The 20,104-nt window shown below is 67.2% G+C and carries 9 protein-coding genes; 5 read left to right on the top strand and 4 right to left on the bottom strand.

Annotation, left to right across the window (positions count from 1 at the left end):
- The first annotated feature begins 509 nt into the window (after positions 1–509).
- Entirely contained in the window at positions 510–3,314 is a 2,805-nt protein-coding gene (locus tag D7V80_RS19000) for a vitamin B12-dependent ribonucleotide reductase (protein ID WP_120589500.1), read from the top strand.
- Between the two features lie 88 nt (positions 3,315–3,402).
- Here the strand turns inward: D7V80_RS19000 and D7V80_RS43660 are convergent, their stop codons facing one another.
- From D7V80_RS43660 to D7V80_RS18980, 4 genes are all read right to left on the bottom strand, one after another.
- Entirely contained in the window at positions 3,403–7,761 is a 4,359-nt protein-coding gene (locus tag D7V80_RS43660; RefSeq protein WP_120589499.1) for a hypothetical protein, read from the bottom strand.
- 153 nt (positions 7,762–7,914) lie between these two features.
- On the bottom strand, positions 7,915–10,287 hold the full coding sequence (locus D7V80_RS18990; protein ID WP_120589498.1) for a kelch repeat-containing protein: 2,373 nt from the start codon (positions 10,285–10,287) through the stop codon (positions 7,915–7,917).
- Positions 10,288–10,334: 47 nt separating this feature from the next.
- Positions 10,335–11,729, bottom strand: coding sequence for an undecaprenyl-phosphate glucose phosphotransferase (locus D7V80_RS18985; protein WP_120589497.1), 1,395 nt, complete (start codon positions 11,727–11,729; stop codon positions 10,335–10,337).
- 218 nt (positions 11,730–11,947) lie between these two features.
- Positions 11,948–13,078, bottom strand: a complete 1,131-nt coding sequence (locus tag D7V80_RS18980) for a glycosyltransferase (protein ID WP_120589496.1) — start codon at positions 13,076–13,078, stop codon at positions 11,948–11,950.
- Between the two features lie 92 nt (positions 13,079–13,170).
- Here D7V80_RS18980 and D7V80_RS18975 point away from each other — a divergent pair, with 92 nt between their 5' ends.
- The 4 genes from D7V80_RS18975 (at position 13,171) to D7V80_RS18960 (ending at position 20,094) form a co-directional block, all read left to right on the top strand.
- Positions 13,171–14,241, top strand: coding sequence for a glycosyltransferase family 1 protein (locus tag D7V80_RS18975; RefSeq protein ID WP_233585499.1), 1,071 nt, complete (start codon positions 13,171–13,173; stop codon positions 14,239–14,241).
- A complete protein-coding gene (locus D7V80_RS18970) occupies positions 14,238–14,495 on the top strand; it encodes a hypothetical protein (RefSeq protein WP_147447140.1) in 258 nt (85 codons plus the stop codon). The genes D7V80_RS18975 and D7V80_RS18970 overlap by 4 nt, the downstream gene beginning before the upstream one ends.
- 147 nt (positions 14,496–14,642) lie before the next feature.
- Positions 14,643–17,507 carry a DNA methyltransferase gene (locus D7V80_RS18965; protein WP_120589493.1) on the top strand — a complete coding sequence of 955 codons (2,865 nt, stop codon included), beginning with the start codon at positions 14,643–14,645 and terminating at the stop codon, positions 17,505–17,507.
- Between the two features lie 277 nt (positions 17,508–17,784).
- A complete protein-coding gene (locus D7V80_RS18960; protein ID WP_120589492.1) occupies positions 17,785–20,094 on the top strand; it encodes a patatin-like phospholipase family protein in 2,310 nt (769 codons plus the stop codon).
- Positions 20,095–20,104 lie beyond the last annotated feature (10 nt).

Below are 20,104 nucleotides of genomic sequence, written 5' to 3'. Positions count from 1 at the left end.
CGCCCGGCCCGTTTGTCGCGGGGACTCCGGAGCGCCCCTACGCTCGGCACACGGACTGGCAGCAAACATCCGCCAGTGATCACAAGCGCTTGGAGCGGCGGCCTTCCGCTCGTGTCCGATTTTGCAGGGTCATGGCCATACATTGCCAGCCACAGCAGCCATTGCCACCCGGGCGAGGGTTATTAGATCCACCTTGGACGCAGATCAGAGCACCTCAGAATGCCCACCAAATGAAGTGTGTAAGAGGCGCCCTGACACTAGATATAGGGGAACAGGGGATGTTGACGGACCCCACCAGCGATCATATGGATCCGCCCGCCCGGCGGGTGGGCAGTCAGGCCCGGGCCCGGATTCCAGCGGTGGGCCCGCTGGCTTCTGCCCATCCCGGACCATCCCAACGCGGCTGTCCCCGTGCCTGGAAGTGATCATCGGATCCCCTGGGATCTCGCGGCGTTGGCTATTTTGCAAACTTTGCATCAGCACTCTCAGTGAATCCGGAGGCGGGCGTCATGGAGAAGGAACTGAGTGGGAAGCCGGTGGCGGGGGGCAGGGAGTCGCGGCGCGGCGGACGTGCGAAGGGCAAGGCGGCGACGGCCTCCACGGGGCTGACCGTGGAGCGCTTCTTCACGACGCCCGGCGTGGATCCGGCGGACGAGCTGGCGTGGGAGTACCGCAGCGCGAGCATCAAGGGCGAGGACGGCAAGGTCGTCTTCGATCAGAAGGACATTGAAGTCCCCAAGTCCTGGTCGATGCTGGCGACGAACGTCGTGGCGTCGAAGTACTTCCGGGGCACGCCCGGCACGCCCGAGCGTGAGACGAGCGTGCGCAAGCTGGTGGCGCGCGTGGTGGACACCCTCACCCGCTGGGGTGAAGAGGGGCACTACTTCGCGTCGGCGGTGGACCGCGAGGCGTTCCACGCGGAGCTGACGCACCTCCTGCTCCGTCAGAAGGCGGCGTTCAATTCGCCCGTCTGGTTCAACGTGGGCGTGGAGGAGCACCCGCAGTGTTCGGCGTGCTTCATCAACAGCGTGGACGACAACATGGAGTCCATCCTGGGGCTGGCGCGCACGGAGGGCATGCTCTTCAAGTACGGCAGCGGCACGGGCTCCAACCTGTCCAGCATCCGCGGCAGCAAGGAGCTCCTGGCGGGCGGCGGCACCGCGTCCGGCCCGGTGTCGTTCATGCGCGGCTTCGACGCGTTCGCGGGCGTCATCAAGAGCGGCGGCAAGACGCGGCGCGCGGCGAAGATGGTCATCCTCAACGCCGAGCACCCGGACATCCTCGAGTTCATCCGCTGCAAGTCGAACGAGGAGAAGAAGGCCTGGGCGCTGATTGAGGCGGGCTACGACCCGTCCTTCAACGGCGAGGCCTACGGGTCGGTGTTCTTCCAGAACTCCAACAACTCCGTGCGCGTCACCGACGACTTCATGAAGGCGGTGGTGAACGACGGCCCGTGGCAGACGCGCGCGGTGCGCGACGGCCAGGTGATGGAGACCTACAAGGCCCGTGAGCTGTTCCGTGAGATCGCGGAGGCGGCGCACCTGTGCGGCGACCCGGGCCTCCAGTACGACACCACGGTGAACGCGTGGCACACGTGCTCCGGCACGGCGCGCATCAACGCGTCCAACCCCTGCTCCGAGTACATGTTCCTGGATGACTCGGCCTGCAACCTGGCGTCGCTGAACCTGATGCACTTCCGCACGCTGGAGGGTGGCTTCGACGTGGCCGCCTTCAAGCACGCGGTGTCCGTGGTGCTGCTGGCGCAGGAGATCATCGTCGGCTTCAGCCGCTACCCCACCGAGCGCATCGCGAAGAACAGCCACGACTACCGCCCGCTGGGCCTGGGCTACGCGAACCTGGGCGCGCTGCTGATGGCGTCCGGTCTGCCGTATGACTCCCCTGCCGGCCGCAACCTGGCGGGGGCGATTACCTCGCTGATGTGCGGCGAGGCGTACGCGACGAGCGCGCGCATCGCGGAGAAGCAGGGCGCGTTCGCGGGCTACGGCAACAACGCGGAGCCCATGCTGGGTGTCATCCGCAAGCACCGCAAGGCGGCGTACCAGCTGCCGGCGGACGGCGTGAGCGCGGAGCTGCACGCGGCGCAGAAGGAGGCGTGGGATGACGCGCTGGCGCGCGGCATGGAGCACGGCTACCGCAACAGCCAGGTGACGGTGCTGGCGCCCACGGGGACCATCGGCTTCATGATGGACTGCGACACCACCGGCATCGAGCCGGACATCGCGCTCATCAAGTACAAGAAGCTGGTGGGCGGCGGCATGCTGAAGATCGTCAACCAGACGGTGCCGCTGGCGCTGGAGAAGCTGGGCTACCCCCAGACGCAGACGCAGGACATCATCGCGTACCTGGACAAGCACGACACCATCGAGGGCGCTCCGCACCTGAAGCCGGAGCACCTGGCGGTGTTCGACTGCGCGTTCAAGCCGTCCAAGGGCCAGCGCAGCATCCACTGGATGGGCCACATCGAGATGATGGCCGCAGCGCAGCCGTTCCTCTCCGGCGCCATCTCCAAGACGGTGAACCTGCCGAATGACGCCACGGTGGAGGACATCGAGAAGGCGTACATCGAGGCGTGGCGCAGCGGCCTGAAGGCCGTCGCCGTGTACCGCGACGGGTGCAAGCGCACGCAGCCGCTCAACACGTCGCAGGACAAGGCCCCGGAGGCCAGGCGTGTGGTGGCGGAGCCCGCCCCCGCCGTGACGCCGGAGCCCAAGGCGCTGCGCCGCCGGCTGCCGGACGAGCGGCAGTCCATCACGCACAAGTTCTCCATCGGCGGCCACGAGGGCTACCTGACGGTGGGCATGTACGAGGACGGCAAGCCGGGCGAGCTCTTCGTCGTCATGGCGAAGGAGGGCTCGGTGGTGAGCGGCCTGATGGACAGCTTCGCCACCAGCGTGTCGCTGGCGCTCCAGTACGGCGTGCCGCTGCAGGTGCTGGCGGACAAGTTCTGCCACACCCGCTACGAGCCGAGCGGCTTCACGGGCAACCCGGCCATCCCCATCGCCAAGTCCATCACCGACTACATCTTCCGGTGGCTGTCGCTGAAGTTCCTGCCCACGGAGCCCTGCGCGGACGACGTGGAGGTGACGCCGGTGGAGGAGGCCCGTCCGGAGCCGGTGACGCAGGCGGCGGTGCCGGCGCAGGTGGGGACGCTGCAGCTGTCCGCGATGAACTCGCGCAGCACGTACCTGAACCAGGCGGACGCCCCGCCCTGCCACCAGTGCGGCGCCATCACCGTGCGCAGCGGCGCCTGCTACAAGTGCACGAACTGCGGCACGACCACGGGCTGCAGCTGAGCGCCGCGTCGGTCGTGAGCTGAAGTGAGAAAGGGCTCCGGGGCTTCAAGCTCCGGAGCCCTTCGTGTTTCAGGAGGCGCTTCGTGGTTCAGGGGAAGCGATGGAGGCGGGTGCAGATCTCCACGGCCCGGTCCGCGATGCGGCCCAGCTCCTCCAGCATGGCGACCTCCAGGGGCGCGGGGCCGTGCTCGGCGACGAAGAAGGCCACGGGCTGGCCGCGCGAGTGCAGCGGGAAGACGAGCAGGTGGGACTCGGACTCTCCGCACAGCGCGGAGAAGATGGCCTCGTCCTGCGGAACCTGCGGGGCGCTGAAGACGCTGGGGCTGGGGCCGTTCATCGCGGAGGTGAAGAGGGACGGCGTGTCCAGGTCCACCTTGAGCGCGGTGACCTCCGGACGGTCGCTGCCCGGGCCCCAGGCGCGGCCCACGCGCGCGAGCCCGAAGCTGTCACCCAGGAGGAAGGCCCGGCGGAAGCGGCCCGCGCTGTAGGCCAGCAGCACCTTGCCGACCATGCCCTGCGAGTCCGCCGTGTCGAGCGCGGAGAGGACCTGTTCGGCGGTGACGGCGGGACCGTCCGTCGGCGTGTCGGTGGACGCGCTGGCGGCGGCGAGCAGGGCCTGGGCGGGATCGACCTGCGCGGCGGCCTGCGGCTGCCACGGCTGCTGCATGAACTCCCACGCGGAGGCCAGCGCCACGCCGTCCTCGGAGGCAGCGGGCGCTGCGGCGGGGACGTCCAGGTCCACGACGCGGTCCGCCCAGGTGGTCTCCGAGCTGTGGCCCACGGCGCCCTCCCCTTCCCCGCCGCCCTGCCAGCCCACGAACTCCCACGTGGAGGCGAGCTGCATGGGTTCCTCGGAGGAGGTGGGCAGGTCGTCGAGCGCGATGGGCGTCCGGTCGCGGACCGGTGCCGGGGGCGCGGCCACGAGGCGCGGCTTCGGCAGGGCCACGGCCTCTTCGGCGGCCGTGGGGCTGGGGCCTTCCGCCTGCGAGGCAGCGGGTTCGGTCGTGGGATGGGCTGCCGCTTCCGAGGCGGAGACGAGGGCGACCTCGAACTCCGGCGGGACTTCGGCTCGGTGCTCTTCGGCGGGCGCGGGGCTGGGGCTCTCCGCCGGAGGAGCGGGGATCGCGGCGTCGGACTTCGGCGCGGCGGCGATCTGCCAGGGTTCGGCTTCCGGGGACGCGGCGGGCTTCTGCGAATCTCCCGCCAGGCTGAACTCGAGCGCGTCGGCTTCGGCGTCCTGGGTGGCGGGGGCGGCAATGACAGACGCTTCCGGAGCTTCTGGTGAAGGCTCCGTGGAGACGGACGTCTCCGTGGCGAGGAGGCGCTCCGGCTTCGAGGCTTCGACGGCGACGGGCGCTTCCGGGACGGCCTTGAGATTCGTCGCCTCCAACAGCCCGCCATCCTTCGGAGTGTCAGCAGCGGCGATGGGTTCCTGCGCGGGTGCGTCGGGCGCGGCGTCCCAGACGGGTTCCGCCTCGGGAATGGCCTCGGGCTCGTGCGGAGCGGCGGACACCATCTCCTCGACGTCGAGGACCTCCGCGGCTTCGGCGGCCTGGGGCTTCTGCGGCTCGGAGGCCATCACCTCTTCGACGTCGAGGACCTCCGCGGCTTCGACGGCCTTGGGCGCATGCGGCTCGGCGGGCACCACATCCTCGACGTCGAGGACCTCCGCGGCTTCGACGGCCTTCGGCGCATGCTGCTCGGCGGGCACCACATCCTCGACGTCGAGGACCTCCGCGGCTTCGGCGGCCTTCGGCGCATGCTGCTCCGCTGCCAACACCTCTTCAACGTCGAGGATGTCCGCGGCTGCCTCGGCCTGAGACGCGTGCGGCTTGGCGGACATCACCTCTTCAACGTCGAGGATGTCCGCGGCTCCGGCGGCATTGGGCGCATGCGGCTCGGCGGACATCACCTCTTCAACGTCGAGGATGTCCGCTGCTTCGGCGACCGGGGCCGCTTGCGGCTCGGCGGACATCACGTCCTCGACGTCGAGGACGTCCGCGACATCCGCAGCGGTCGCGGCTGGCGGCTCCGCGGCCACGTCTCCGAGGATGTCGTCGTCGGACAGATCATCCCCGGTCAGGACCGCCGCGGGCTCGGGCGCCTTCTCGGGGGCGGCTGCGATAGGTGCGACGTCGAGCGACTCGGAACTCGGACTGACGTCGGCGTCGACGAGAAGCTCAGCGTCCAGCACCAACTCGGACAACGAAGAACTCTGAGAGGGATTGGCGGCGTTGGCCTTCAACGGTGCATCCGCGACGTCCGAGGCCACTTGCTTCGCGGAAGAGGCGTCCGCGAATGCATCCCCCCACTCTCCTCCGAGGTCCGGCACCAGGTCGCTAGCTGCCGGGACTTCCTCGACGGAGACCACCGCAGGAGCCGCGTCCTCAACAGCCGCCGTAATGGCGCGGTTCACCCCGGACGGACGTCGAGCCGCTGGGGGCTGGGCTCCACCGGCAGACAGCTCCATGACAGGAATTGAGGCACTCGCCACGTCCTGGGCAGTCCCCTCTGGGGAAGGCGCACCGGGCGCAGCCTGTGCCGTCTGCACGCTTTCTGGAACGAGGCCGCCACTCACGTCCCCAGACAGGCCCTGAGACGCAATGACAGGCGCGCCGCCTTGAGAGGCAATCGCTACGCCAGACAGGCCTTGGGCTCCATTCGTCGGGACAGACGACCCTTGAGCCGCCGTCGCGGACGACAGGCTTCCGGGCGGCACACTCGTCGAGCCCTGGGCCATCGCGGCCGGAGTCCCCGGTGGAGGCACGGCGACAGGACCTGGAGCGCCAGGACGAGACGACGGAGGGACGGCGACACCCGGCGCGCCAGCAACCGAAGGCACGGCTCCAGACGGAGGCCCTTGCCGCGGCGGCGCCCCCGGAGGAAGCGGCTGGCCCCCCGCGGCGACAGGACGTCCCTGCATGGCATTCGGCGGCACGGCGCCCGGAGGCCCCATCGGACGCGCACCCGGAGGAGCCCCGACACCGGGACCCCCAGGCGCGGTCGGAGGACGCTGCCCCGGAGGAACAGGCCCCGCGCCACCAGGAGTCATCACCACCGGCGCGCCCGGCGGAGGCCGAGGCGCCGCTCCCGGAGGCATGCCCGGAACTCCCGGCGGAGGCCCTGCGCGGACCATGCCCGGGGGCATCGGCGCGCCCGGGGGCATCGGTGCACCCGGAGGCCCCACCGGTCGCGGCCCTGGCGCACCCGGCGCAGCGGGACGCATGCCCGGAGGCGGTGTCTTCGGTACAGCAGGGATCCCCGTCGCGGAAGGTCGAACCGCCGGAGGCACGGGACCCGTTCGCCCGATCATCCCGGGAGGCTGCGCGCCCGGTGGAGGCGCCGCACGCGGAGGCATTCCGGCTCCAGGAGGAAGCCCTCCCGAAGCCAACGGCGCGGCGCCCGGCGGAACCGACCCAGGCGCGACTCCCATCGGCGCAGCCCCCGGCGGAACCGCCCCAGGCGCGGCCCCCGGCGGAATTGCCCCGGGCGAGCCCCCCAACGGCGCGGCCACAGGCGAAACCGCTCCAGGCGCGACTCCCATCGGCGCGGCCACAGGCACTCCCGGAGCCACCGGCCCAGGCGCCGGCATTCCCGGAGCCGCTGGCGGCAGTCCGCCCACCGCGCCCTGCCGGGCCACCATGCCCGGAGGCTGAGCCACCAGCCGGGGCGGCCCGGCCGGAGGACTCCCAGCGGGCCGAGCCATCTCGATGACCGGCGGAGCCCGCACCGGCTCCCCCATCACGATGTCCGGAAGCTCCTCGCCGACGATGGCCGCTTCGGCGAGGTCCGCGTCGGCCTCCAGTTCCTCCGAGTCATCACTGAGGAACTGTCCCGGCGCGAGCCCGCCGAACATCCCCGCGACCTCGGGCTCCGCGCGCACGGGCGCGGGCGGAGGCGGCATGGCCGGCGGCGGCACGACCACCGGCGCCGCCATGCCGACTGGCGACACCGCCGCCATGGACACCGAACGGCGCGCGGGCAACGGAATGGCCGGCTTCAGCGGGCGCGTCGGCCGGTCGATGTCGTAGCGCAGGCTCAGGTAGTGGAACAGCCGCAGCTCCGGCACCACGTACGGGACGATGCGCATGCCGGTGATGAACCCGAGCGCATCCGTGGTCTGCAGGTCCAGCGGGTTGGCCATCGCGACCTTCAGCCGCCGGCCCTCCACCGCGAGTGGGAACGCCTGGTGCTTCTCCGCCTGATCCGCGGTGAGCAGCTTCAGCGTCGCATCGGTGACGGCGTCGAAGTCCGCCTCCATCGCGACGGGTAACCGGGTCAGCTCCCCCAGCACCATGCCCACCGTCTCGATGTCCAGGAACCCCAGCTCCACGAGCCGGGAGCCCAACCGGCCTCCGTGCACGAGCTGCGCGCTCATGCCCTGGTCGAGCTGCGCCTGCGTCAGGAGGCCCTTGCGGACCAGCGTCAATCCCAGCTTGTCGCCCATGTCGGCCCGCAGTCTAAACGGCTTCGCGGTGCCAATGAGAGGGTGCGCACGAATACGACCTGCGCGCCCGTCCTGCACGCCTGCCTGCCTCGGACGTGGGCCCTGGGACCCGGTGCCGGTGCACCCGGAGCCTCAGGTTGGGAGGGAAGGCCCCTACTCCGTGTAGAGCTCCGCGGAGGCGTACGCGACGCCGTAGTAGCCCCCTGTCACCAGCACCTTGCCCGAGGGGAGCAGGGTCGCCGTCTGGGCTTCCCGCTCGATGAGCATGCTGCCCGTGTTCGTCCAGACCTCCGGCTCCGGGTCGAAGATCTCCGCGGTGCGCGTGAAGGTGGAACCGCCGTTGATGAAGACGGCCCCCCCGGCGATGAGCACCCGGCCCGAGGGCAGCACCGTCGCGGTGTGGTCCATGCGGGCGATGGCCATGTTCAAGGCGCTGCTCCACTGACCCGAGGCCGGATTGAACACCTCCGCCGTCCGCGTCCAGGACGAGCTCCCCGCCACGGTGCGCCCACCGGTGACGAGCACCTGGCCCGAGGGCAGCACCGTCTGCGTGTGGTAGCGGCGGGGCACCGCCATGGAACCCGTGGCCTTCCAGGTGCCGGAGGCTGGCGTGTACAGCTCCGCCGTCGCGATGGGCGACCCGGTGGCCCCCTCACCGCCCGCCACCAGGACCTGCCCCGAGGGCAGCAGCGTCGCACCGGCGAGGTGGCGCGGCACGGTGAGGCTTCCCGTCGCGATCCACCGGTGGGTGACGGCGTCATACAACTCCGCGCTGGCGAGCTTCGTCCGGGTGCCGCCCAGCCACTGCTCGCCGCCCAGCACCAACACCCGGCCCGTGCCCAGCAGCACGGCGTGGTGGGTGTCGCGCGCCGAGAGCATGTTCGGGGCGGCGGTCCAGGTACCCGCCAGCGGGTCGTACAGCTCGGCGGAGGCATGCGAGTCGGTGTTGGAGTTGGCGGCGACTTGCCCACCCGTCACGAGCACGCGGCCATCCGGAAGCAGCGTCGCGGTGTGCTGGGTGCGAGGCACGGACATGCTGCCGGTGGGCTGCCACGTGCCCGTGGCCGGATCATAGATCTCCGCCGAGGCCACGGCGCTCTGGGCGGACGAGGCCGTGTTGTATCCGCCCGCCACGAGCACCCGGCCGTCCTGGAGCAGCGTGGCGGTGTGCCTCAGCCGGGCGGTCCCCATGGGCCCCGTGCTGCTCCAGCCCACGGGGCCGCACTCCACCAATCCCGTGAGCCTGAACTGCTTGGACGCGCTCAGGCCGTCGCCGTTGCGCACCAGGACGGTGACGAGCGGCTGCGCGCCCCACGGGAGGCAGCTCGGGGCCGTCCAGGGGACCTCGCTGGAGTTGCCCGCGTGGACGGGCGTGCCCAGCGTGCCGGCACTGGCCGACCACTGGAAGGTCAGCGGGAGGGGCTGCCCGTCTCGCACCGTCACGCGAAACGTCATCGCGGGCAGCACGGGCACGCTGGCCCCCGCGGGCGAGGTGCTGATGATTTCCGGGGGGAAGCGCACGGCGCGCGGGGCCCCCACGCACAAGCGCAGGGTGCCCTGGGCCACCCCACCCCGGCCGTCGGTGACGCTGACCGTGATGGGGCAGCGGCCGCAGGAGGTCTCGGTGGGACGGGGCTTCTCGTGGGGGATGAAGGTCGCGGTGGCGGACGTGGCGTTCGTCCACGCCCCCGGGCAGCTGGCGGTCCATTGGTAGGAGAGCGGGTCTCCATCCGACTCGACGACCGCGGCCGACAATTCGGTGGGCTCGTTCACCTCCACCTGGGTGCGCGAGGCGGTGACGTTCGTCACCTGGGGCCACGTGTTGAGGCTCGCGGTGAGGACGGCGCCTCCTTGACCCGACGTCACCGTGAGCGTGAAGGAGATCGACGCCGAGGCCCCGTGCGAGTCCGTCACCGTCAGCGTGAGGAGGACGGGCCCTTCCGTCTCGGGAGCCGTCCAGGACGTCACGGGCTGCGCCAGTGAGGAGAAGGTGCCGGCCTGGGCGCTCCAGGCATACGTGAGCGTGTCGCCCGCGTTGTCGGTGACGCTGGCGGTGAGCTGGACGGTGCCTCCCGGTGTCACGGTGCTGACCGACGCGGTGACGGAGTTGATGCTCGGCACCGCGTTGTCGAAGGGAGGCGGGGTCTCCACCGGCTGGAGGGTCAACGCCACGGCGACCGGCTGCGCTCCGGTGATGGTGACGTCCTGGGCCTGGCCCTCGAAGCGCTTCACGCCCGCCGCGTCGAACGCCTGCGCGGTGAAGAGGCGCTGGGAACCCACGGGAATCGCACTGAGCGCGCCGCTCCAGTTCCCGTCCTCACCCTTCACCAGCGCGCCGGAAATGGCCGCCATGCCGGGCGCTGTCACGTTGACGGTCACCTGGGTGATGGACTCCGCGCCCACCGCCCCTTGAACCATCGCCACCAGCTGCGCGCTGCCCGTGGACGGCTCCGAGCCGCAGCCCGCGAGCACCGCCCAGAGTCCCAGCAGCAGAAAGAGCCCCCGCCTCTTCCAGATGTCTTGCATTGCCCGGACGCTAGCCGAGCAGGCGGCCGGGCACCATGCCCCTGGGGTCAGTAAGCGTTCTTCGACAGGAAGCCGCCCAGCGCGGTGCGCAGGAGGATCTTCAGGTCCATCAGGAGCGACCAGTTCTCGATGTAATAGAGGTCGTACTCGATGCGCTTCTGGATGGACGTCTGGCCGCGCAGGCCGTTGATCTGCGCCCAGCCGGTGATGCCGGCCTTCACCTTGTGGCGCAGGTGGTAGCGCGGAATCTGGCGCTTGAACTCCTCGATGAAGACGGGCCGCTCCGGGCGCGGGCCCACGAGGCTCATGTCGCCCCGGAGCACGTTGAAGAACTGGGGCAGCTCATCCAGCGAGTACTTGCGCAGGAACGTGCCCACCGGCGTGCGGCGCGCGTCCACCGCGCTGGCCATGGTGGCGCCCTGGGCTTCGGCGTCCACGCGCATGGTGCGGAACTTGAGGATGTGGAAGGTGCGCCCGTCCATGCCCATCCGCTCCTGGCGGTAGAGGATGGGGCCCTTGCTGGTGAGGCGCACCAGCAGGGCGGTGAACACCATCATCGGCGCGCTGACGGCGATGGCCACCAGTGAGAAGAGCACGTCGAACACGCGCTTGGCCACGCGGCTCCAGCCGTCCATGGGGTCGCCCTGGAGGCTGATGATGGGCAGGCCGCCGAACTCCTCCAGGCCGCCGTACAGGGTGATGTACTGGTACAGGTCCGGCACCACCTTGACGTCCACGGTGCGCAGCGCCAGCTGCTCCATCAGCGGCTTCACGCGCGCCTGGTCCTCCAGCGGCACGGCGATGATGACCTGATCCACCGGGTGGGCATCCAGGTAGGCCTCCACCTGTCCCACGTGGCCCACCACGCGCACGCCGCCCACCCACTGGCCGACCTTCTCTTCTTTGAGCGACAGCACGCCCGTCACGCGGAAGCCCAGCTCGCGGTGGCTCTCCACCGTCTCGATGGTGCGCAGCCCCAGCTCCTCCTCGCCGATGACGAGGATGGACTTGAGGTTGTAGCCGCGCCGGCGCACCTCGCTGAGCAGGTGGCGCATGACCATGCGCGACAGCGCGATGAGCGTGAAGGCGTAGACGACGAAGATGGCCAGCGTGAGGCGCGAGTAGCGCTCGCGGATGAAGTACGTCACCGCCACCAGGATGAGCGTCGCGGTGATGGTGGCCTTGAAGAGCTCGAACAGCTCCCCCATGTGCGAGCGCGCGCGGTTCGTCGCGTACAGCCGCGCCCGCTGGAACGTCACCGGGAAGATGATCAGCACCATCACCAGGGAGACGAAGGTCTCGGCCGGGGGCGGGATGCCCTCGGTGATGGGGAACACGCCGCTGAAGCGGGTGAAGTACGCAAGCACGAACGCCACCGCGAGCATCCCCGCGTCGGCGGCGACCTTGATGGACGTGTAGAAGCGCTGCAGGCGACCGAACACCGCGATGACTCCTGACGGGGGACGAGGACCGTCCGTCGGATGCAAGACACGCACCCTGAGCCCCGGGAGCCCTCAAGCGCCCAGGCCCCTCCCCCGGCGCGGCGTCCTATCACGGGCTTTTCCGTGAAACCAAGGGGTTGCACCGGAGGGCAGCGGACAGAAGACATCCCGCCGGGCAGGCAGGCCTCGGGAAACTGGGGAGGGCGCGGACAGCGCTGTCACACCGCTGGGGAGGACGGCGACATGCCCAGCAGGGCCTCCACCTCCGCCTGGATGGCCTGCTGGAAGCGGGCGCGGCTGAAGCGCTCGGCCTGGGCGCGGGCGTCCTCGGGGCGGAAGGTCTGCTCCCAGGCGTCGAACTGGCGCACGGCGGCGGCGAGGGACGCGGGGGTCTGCTCCGGGAAGAAGAGACCCGTCCTGGGAGTGACGGTCTCCAGCGCGCCGCCCTTGCCGAAGGCGATGACGGGCCGTCCGGTGGCCTGGGCCTCCAGGGGGGTGATGCCGAAGTCCTCCTCGGGGGTGAAGAGGAGCGCGCGGGCGTCGCGGTAGAGGGCGGGGAGCGCGCTGTCGGGCACGTTGCCGAGGAACCGGATGTGGGGCGGAAGCGGGCCGGACGTGAGGCGGGAAGCCTCCTGCCCCGTGCCCACGACCCACAGCGGGGTGTCCAGGGTGCGGAAGGCCTCCAGGGCGACGTCCAGGCGCTTGTAGGGGGCGAAGGCGCCGAGCCACAGGAAGTAGCCGCCCTGCCCTCCCCCTTCGAGCGGCACCTGGGTGAAGCGCTCGAGCTCCACGGGGGGCGGGACGACGGAGGCGTCACGGTCCCAGAAGCGGCGGATCTTCCCGGCGATGTGCCGGGAGTTGGCGACGAGGCGGTCCACGCGCTGGGTGGAGGTGCGGTCCCAGTGCTGGAGGTAGGGGCGCACGGCGAGGGCGGCGGCGCGAACAGGGAGGCGGGTGCGGCCGGGGCCGAAGTACTCGTCGAACAGGTCCCACATGTACCGCATGGGAGCGTGGACGTAGCTCAGGTGGGGCACACCGGGAGGCGCGTGGATGCCCTTGGCGACGCAGTGGCTGGAGGACAGGACCAGGTCGTAGTCGCCGGTGATGCGCAGGGCTTCGATGGCGCGGGGGAACAGCGGCAGGAAGTGCCGGTAGCGCGAGTGGATGCCGGGGATGTGCTGGAGGAACGACGTGGTGATGCGCCGGTCCTCGATGCGCGGGGACTGGCTGCCCGGCTGGTGGATGAGGGTGTAGAGGTCCGCGCGGGGGAACAGTTCGCAGAGGGCGTCGAGGACGCGTTCTCCGCCGCGGTGGGTGACGAGCCAGTCGTGGACGAGGGCGACCTTCACGGGAGGGCCTTCTAGCACTGGCGCGGCGGTGCGGGGGGAAGGCGGCGTGTGGTAGGCCAGGGAGCGTGCCTTCTGTCCTGCTCGACTTGAGAATGGTGCGCGGTCAGCTCCACGGCATCGCGAGGTACGCGCTGGAGCTGGCGCGCCGGCTGCCCGCCCTGGCCCCGGACCTGGAGTTCTCCGCGCTGGTGCCGGCGAAGGGCCTGCCAGACGACCTGGGAGATTTGACGCCGACGATTCCGCTGCACCGCTCCAGGGCCGGGTACCTGTCCCCGACCGAGCAACCGTTGCTGGCGTACGAGCTGACGAAGCTGAAGCCGGACCTGTTCCACGCGACGTCGTTCTCGTTGCCCCTGTTCTGGCCGGGCAAGTTGGTGGCCACGTTGCACGACGCGAACCACCTGGCGCTGGCGGACCAGTACACGCCGGTGCAGGCCATTTATTACAAGGCCGTGGTGGGCCCGCGGGCGCGGCTGGCGACTGCGCTGATCACGGTGTCTGACTTCTCCCGGGAGGAGCTGGGGAAGTATCTGAAGATGTCGCCGTACCGGTTCCAGGTGATCCACAACGGCGTGGATTCAAGGTTCCAGCCGCCGACGGCGAGCGAGGCAAAGGCGTTCCGGGAGCGGCATGAGCTGCCGGAGCGGTACATCGCGGTGGTGGGCAACGCGAAGCCGTTCAAGAACCTGGCGATGCTGGGGAAGTTCGCGCCGGATCTGCCAGTGCCCCTGGTGCTGCTCGCGGGCAAGGGCGCGGTGGCGCACGAAGTGGGCTTGCACGAGAACGTCATCGACCTGGAGCAACTGCCGGAGTCGGAGATGCCGCTGTTCTACGGGGCCGCCACGGCGCTGCTCCTGCCGTCGAAGTACGAGGGATTTGGATTGCCTGCGCTTGAAGCCATGGCGTCCGGGTGCCCGGTCATCGCAGCGGACACGACGGCATTGCCGGAAGTCGTCGGGGACGCAGCACTGCGAGTCCCTCCCGACGACGTGAAGTCCTGGCATGAAACAACGCTACGAGTTCTCAGAGACGAGAACCTGCGCCGGAGTCTGATGGAGCTGGGTCGGGAGCGAGCGTCCCGGTTCACCTGGGACCGGTGCGCTCAACAGACCCTTGGTGTCTTCAAGCGAGCCCTTCAGGGAAGACAGCCGGTGCGGCCATGACACTGCGGCGTAAAGGGACGAGGCGCATCGTCGTCGATGGGACGAACTATCGTTGGACGGTGGCTCCGAATGATGAGCCTGGACTCGGCATCGTCGTCGAGCGCGAGTCGGGAGGCGGCCAGCGCATGCTGACCTGGGTGGAGCACGGAACGATCATCGCCCCGGGCCTCGTGCGGGATGTCATCGTCCACGCTCTCGAAGCCGGATGGAACGCCGAGCAGCCAGGACCCGAGTTGAGCTTCCGGCGCGAATGACCATGACGTCCCATTGATGGGGTCGTCCCAGAGAACGCAGGCGAGGGCTGTTCGCCTGTCAGTCCCTAGAATTAGGTAAAGCTCAGTGCTTTAGCCCTACGGTTCTCCGCGTTAGATTCCGACAACTTCCAATTTCGAGGGCTCTCCGTGCGCAGCAGAGAAAGCGACAAGGACGACCGGCTTCAGCAGTTCGTTGAGTGGGCGGGAAAACTTCGGGGCGACGAAAAGGGTGAAGCCCAGCTCTTTCTTGAGCACCTTTTTCAAGCTTTCGGTCACAAGGGAATTGTCGAGGCAGGTGCAGTTCTCGAGCATCGCGTCCGCAAGAAGATGGGCGTGAAGACAACGACGAACTTCGCGGACCTCGTATGGAAACCCCGCGTCCTCTTCGAAATGAAGGCGAGAGGCGCGCAGTTGGAGCGCCACTATCGCCAAGCGTTCGAGTATTGGATGCACTTGGTACCGAAACGCCCTCGCTGGGTCGTCCTCTGCAACTTCGACGAATTCTGGATTTACGACTTCGACGTTGAGGTCGAAGAGCCTGTCGACAGGGTCAGACTGGAGGAATTGCCCAGTCGTTCTGGGGCCTTGGCGTTCATGCGGCTTGCCGAAGAAAAGCCCGTCTTCAATGTGAACCGCATTGACGTAACCAAGGCAGCGGCTGACCTTGTTGCCGGTGTTTTCAACAGCCTTGTCGAGCGGAGGAATGATCGCGAGGCGGCGCAGCGCTTCGTCCTACAGTGCGTCATGGCGAAGTTTGCTGAGGACTTAGAACTTCTGCCCAACGAGCTTTTCACGCGCATCCTCAACGAGAGCCTTGAAAGCAAGCGTCCGAGCGACACCGCGTATGACCTTATCGGTGGTCTATTCCGGCAGATGAACTGCAAGCAACCGGCAATGTCAGGCCGGTTCAAGGAGGTCGAATACTTCAATGGCGGACTCTTTAGGGACCCGACCCCACTTTCACTGACGAAGACGGAGTTGGAATCGCTATACAGCGCAGCCATTCAAAACTGGAGCAAGGTAAATCCGGCGATCTTCGGAACCATCTTCCAGGCAAGCATGGACAAGGCCGCGCGCCATGCCTACGGCGCTCACTTTACAAGCGAGAGCGACATTCTAAAAGTCGTCACGCCAACAATTGTGAAGCCGTGGCAAGAGCGCATTGAGGCAGCAAGAACGCTCGAAGAACTGCTGGACCTTCGGCGCGACCTGCTGGAATTCCGCGTACTTGATCCAGCATGCGGAAGCGGCAACTTTCTCTACGTTGCTTTTCGCGAGATGAAACGCATCGAAACTGATTTGATGCTCGCGATCAGAGAATTCAAGGGCAAGAAGGCTCGCGCGGTTACCCGTGGCTATCTAAGCGTAAAGCAGTTTTATGGCTTCGACCGACTACCATTCGCCGTTGAATTGGCGAAGGTTACGTTGCTCCTGGCAAAAGAACTGGCCCTAGCAGAGGCCCAGAAAATCTCCGCAGAGGGGCAGGCAAGCCTGGAATTTGAGCAACCTTTGCCACTTGACAATCTAGACGAGAACATCCGCTGCACTGATGCCCTATTCACGGAGTGGCCCAAGATAGATGCTATCATTGGCAACCCGCCATTCCAGTCCAAGAACAAGGCCCTCGCAGAGTTCGGACAGGAGTACTTGGATCGTCTTCGGAACGCATTCCCGGAAGTTCCAGGCCGTGCAGACTATTGCGTGTACTTCATCCGCAAGACGCATGATCACCTTCCAAGAAATGGCCGCGCAGGCCTCGTCGGAACAAACACAATTCGTCAGAATGAATCTCGCGAGGGGGGACTCGATCACATTATCCAGACTACTGGAACCATTACCGAGGCAGTTTCGACCCAAGAATGGTCTGGTGATGCAGGTGTTCATGTCTCCATCGTCAACTGGGTAAAGGGCAAGACCAAGGGAAAAAAGGCGCTATTCACGCAATCGCCCAGTGGAGACTGGAGCAGGGTCGAACTAGAAACGATTAACGCAAGCTTGACCGCAACCATCGACGTGACTAGCGCGCAAACGCTGCTAGTAAACGCGAACTCCGGTGTCTGTTACCAGGGGCAAACGCACGGGCACGAGGGGTTTCTGCCGAAGAAGGATGACCTCGAACGCATCCGGGCGGATTCAACCTCACGAAAGGTTCTGCATCCATACATCACCGGCGACGAAATTCTGGGCAACCTGAACAGCAAACCCACAAGATGGATCATCAACCTAAATCACTGTGAAGATTCATTCACTGCAATGGAGCATCAGGCTGCATTTACGCATCTCAAGCGGGAAGTCGAACCCGACATATCAAAGGCCGCCCGTGAGGAGCGCGAAAAAACAAGAAAAGCGACTGGACCTCGACAGGGCCATGCGAAGCGGTGGTGGCGTCATTGGCGAGGTCGCGATGAGATGATTCAGGCCATATCTGGCCTAAGCCGTTATGCTGCATGCTCTCGGGTCACGAAACGACCGATCTTTACTTTCATTTCGTCGGCCATTCATCCAAGCGATGTGGTTCAGGTATTCGCTCTGGAGGATGACTACTCATTCGGAATACTTCAATCGTCTCTACACTGGCAGTGGTTCATGGCTCGTTGTTCGACACTGAGGAACGACTTTCGCTACACCTCGGACACTGTTTTCGATAGCTTCCCCTGGCCTCAAAAGCCGACCTTCAATCAGGCTCGGACAGTTGCAGACACAGCCATCGCTTTGCGCCAGCTTCGCAACGACGTAATGACAAAACACAAGTGGAGCCTGCGCGACCTCTACCGGGCGTCCGAGCAAGGGGGCAACAATCCACTGATCGGGGCGCAGATGGCGTTGGACCGTGCAGTCGAGGCTGCTTACGGTATGAAGTCGAATGCGGACCCGCTCACGTTCTTGCTGAAGCTCAATCTGGATCTTTCAGCATCTGAGGCTAAGGGCGATGAGATCGTTGGCCCAGGACTGCCTCAGGTGGTGAAGGATCCCAAATCCTTCACCTCAAACGACTGCGTTCGCGCGACTTAAATACAAAATTAAGACAACCAAGTCCAATGAGCTACTTGGACACTATCGCTGGACGATGAGCCCGGACTCAGCATCGCGGTCGAGCACGAGTCAGGGCACGAACAGCGCATGGTGAACTGGGTGGAGCCCGGAGCGGTCGTCGCTCCGGGCCTCGTCCGGGCTGCCATCCTCCACACTCTCGAAGCAGGCTGTCCCCTGAGCATTCAGGGGACGAGTTGAATCTCTGGCGCAATTGACTCTGGTGTCCCATCGCGCACAGCGGAGTGCGAAGCGTTCCATGTTCAGCCCCGTGACTTCACGCATCCATGCAGGCCTGCTGGCCCGCGCCGTTGCCTGCGTGCTGCTCCTGGTTGCAGCGGGCGCGAGTGCCCAGTCGTCCAACTTGCCACAAGCCGCAGCGCCGAAGGCCGTGTCGCTCACCGTGAGTGGCGGTGTGTCCCTGGGTACATATGAGGCCGGGTTCCTCTACTACTCAGGGACGTCCTCACAGGGCGAACGCGCCGTGGATCTGCGGCTCGTGACGGGCGCCTCCGCAGGAAGCCTCAATGCCTTGCTGGCGATCATGGCGACTTGTGGCGTAGATGCGTCCACGCCGGGCCAGTCGTTGTTCTGGGATATCTGGGTTCCCATCGGGTTCAACGACCTCTTCATCCCGACATCGACGACTCCGCTCGGTGTCTTCTCTCGGGAGGCCCTGGAACGGCGCGCCTCTCATATCGAACAGGCCTGGAACCGAGGCCTGGATCGCTCCTGCGACGTGGTGCTCGGAGTTTCGACGACGCGCCTTTCGCCTCGTGCCCTTCAGGCGGCGAATGGACGGCTCGACCTGCCTCGGCTCGAAGAGAAGTTCGCCATCCGCATCCAGGGACGCGGGCCCGGACGCCCTCCTCGCGCGACCAACTACACCACTCGCGAAGGGCGACGCCTGGAACTGCTCCTCGAAACTGACGAGCAAGGGGAGATCCCCTTCGCGAACCTGCGCGAGTTGCTGCTCGCGTCCATGTCCTTCCCCATCGCGTTCCCGCCCCAACCCCTGCGGACCTGCGCGCCGAAGGCCTTCTCGAAGACTGGGGTCTGCCTGCCTTCGGAGGCGAGGCGTGAGCTCTTCATCGATGGCGGCGTCTTCGACAACACGCCACTGCGTCTGGCCGTGGGGCTTGCCCGTGATGGTCTTCGAGAGACTGCTGACGGCAAGCTGGAGTGGCGTCCCGTTCCCAATCCGGATGTGCGCACGACGCCTCCCGGCATCGCGTTCGCATTCATCGACCCGGACGCCACGGAGTACCCGGTCGCACCGCCTGCACAATCCGGTGCAGGACCTGCGTCCCTGCCGGGAACACTCGCGGAGATCCTGGCGGCTTTCGTGGACACGGCGCGGTCCAAGGAACTGGCCATGCTCCTGGAGGAAGAGCCGGAAATATCCAAGCGACTCACCCTGCCCCGCCGACACTTTCCCGCGGCCGGAGCACCCCTGTTCGCGTTCCTGGGCTTCTTCGAAAGAAGCTTCCGTGTCTTCGACTTCTACCTGGGCATGTATGACGCCCGGCGGATGATGGATGACGCGTTCCGGGAAGGTCGGACGCCGTCGGAGCGGCCTCGCGCGACAGAAATGGATGGCATTGGCGGATGGCAGCCCTTCGCCTGCATGAGCGCCGTCTACGACTCCTTGCCGAGCGCTGAGCAGGCGTGTCAGGGCGAAGCGCTGGAGGACTTCCGGGCGCTGCTACAGATGTCCTTGGACCAGCTCTACGACGTATGCAGCAAGTCCGCCGGCACCGTTCCGCCGGGCACCTGGCGCAACGCGCACTGTGACCGCGCAATCGAGGGGCAACCACCGCCCCATGTACCGAGCCTCCATCCCAGCGAGTGGCCGGACTGGAAGCAGCGCAAAGAGGAATCAGAGTTGGCGTATTCGATGCGGCTATTGGGGGCCTATGGCTTCGGGTTCCGAGACCTTGGCGTCCCGAAGGGACAAGGAGACCAGGCCGTCCTGCGTATCCGCCATGAGCTCGGGGCCGCCGCCCACCGGCTCGCGGCAGTGCAGCCTCCAGCCGACGAGCCCACAGTTCGCTTCGCCAGTAAGCTCGCGGTGGACAGCATCAGCTACGAACCCCAGCGCCTGTCGCTGCACATCACGATGGGGCCCACGGAGAGCGAGCTGGGCTTGAGCGTCGGGGCTTCCGCGATGCCTCTGTCGTCCGGGCTCCGGTTCGCGGGTGCGCTTGGGTTTCGGGGACTCGAGGACGTCCTGTCCTCCGGCAGCAGCAGCGCTCCCTTTGGTGTGGTCCTCGCGGGAGGGCTGGAGTTCCAACCTCGCTCGGAGCAGACCTTCCTCTCGCAAAGCCGCCTCGCACTTCGCGCCGGATGGTTGTTCAGCGCGAACGACGACTACGGGACGAACGTCTGCACGGAGGGAGGCGCCAGCCATGTGACCGCGTGCTCGCGGCCCGTGGTCCAGGCGCTCGTGGGCATCACCTTCCTGGAGTTCCTCCGAGCCCAGGTGGTCGGTGAGTGGTTCCCGGGAACCAACTCCCGCAAGACGCTCTGGTCAGTGGCTCCAGGCATTGGCTTGGAGCTTGGGCTCTGACAACTCCTCG

It is taken from the genome of Corallococcus sp. CA054B (assembly GCF_003611625.1).
Classification (GTDB): Bacteria; Myxococcota; Myxococcia; order Myxococcales; family Myxococcaceae; genus Corallococcus; species Corallococcus coralloides.
This window is presented reverse-complemented; position numbering and strand designations above follow the sequence as displayed.